Source organism: Vibrio sp. Y176 (genome assembly GCF_033438945.1).
In genome coordinates this window covers 1-689 of the sequence record NZ_JAWOQS010000549.1, presented here as the reverse complement: position 1 = coordinate 689, position 689 = coordinate 1, and the positions used below count along the sequence as shown (strand labels likewise).

The following is a 689-nucleotide window of genomic DNA, read 5'->3' as shown; positions in this document are numbered from 1 at the left end:
AAAAACACGACCGACAAGAAATAAATCAACGAAGGGACAAACGATACAGCAATGATATCCACCTAAGGAATCAGAGTGTAAGACGCCATAATGAACGCGCCCGCGCCCATCACCGGAGGCATCAACTGACCACCAGTAGAAGCCGCAGCCTCAACCCCTGCAGCAAAGCGCGAAGGGAAACCTGCTTTTTGCATCAACGGAATACTGATCACCCCTGTCGACACGGTATTCGCCACGCTAGATCCCGACACAGAGCCCATTAAACCCGAGCCAAGCACCGCAATGAAACCCGGCCCTCCGATGATTTTTCCTGCGGCTGCACGAGCGACATTAATGATGTAATCCCCAACGCCAGAGCGTACTAAAAACGCACCAAAAAGGATGAACATAAAAACGAATGTCCAACTGATGCGAGAAATAGAACCGAACATGCCTTCAGAAGAGTAAAAACTACGGTAAAGCAGGGTTTCCATGCTCAACCCCGGAAAATGAAAAATACCCGTCGCCCATTTTCCCCACAGAACAACGTAGCTCAAACAGATCACAATCAACACAGGAATAAACCACCCCATGGTGCGGCGAATCAGTTCGATGACGATCAATATCGCCATAATGGCAAAGACCCAGTCGCTAGTGACAAACTTAACACCACGTTCATACAACGCATCTTCGGCATATGGAATGTAAAG

The 689-nt window shown here is 48.5% G+C and carries 1 pseudogene; it reads right to left on the bottom strand.

Going from position 1 to position 689, the window contains the following annotated elements:
* A pseudogene (locus tag R7O13_RS27230) lies at nt 1–689 on the bottom strand (TRAP transporter large permease subunit); the annotation flags it as partial.